This window comes from Pseudomonas saliphila (assembly GCF_008638345.1).
Classification (GTDB): domain Bacteria; phylum Pseudomonadota; class Gammaproteobacteria; order Pseudomonadales; family Pseudomonadaceae; genus Halopseudomonas; species Halopseudomonas saliphila.
Genome location: NZ_VTVA01000057.1, coordinates 1 through 372 on the forward strand (window position 1 = coordinate 1; position 372 = coordinate 372).

A 372-nucleotide genomic window follows, 5' to 3' on the forward strand; every position below is an offset into this window, starting at 1 on the left:
AGTCTGAGACCCACAGTTGATTTGGTCGACCAGCATGGAAGTGACGCTGGACCTTGTCGAGCGGGCAAACCGCTTTCTCATCAGGCATCGTGGTACGGATCACATGACCGCGCCGAACGCCCTGTAGACCAAGCCGGCGCATCAACCGTTGAACAGTACATCGGGCGACGTGAATGCCTTCTCGCTTGAGTTGCTTCCACACCTTCACGACGCCGTAGCACTGCATGTTGTCATCCCAGACACGCTGGACTTCATCGCTCAACAGCTCGTCCTGCTTAGCACGTGCGCTTCGTAGCTCGGGTTGGCGCGCTCTGGCTGCATACTGGTAGTAACCAGACGGAGCGATCTGTATCACGCGACAGATCGACTCGA

1 protein-coding gene is annotated in these 372 nt (G+C 57.3%); it reads right to left on the reverse strand.

The window, feature by feature from the left end:
• On the reverse strand, window positions 1-372 hold a 372-nt coding region (locus tag FHK95_RS19980; RefSeq protein WP_150306379.1), incomplete at both ends, for an IS3 family transposase.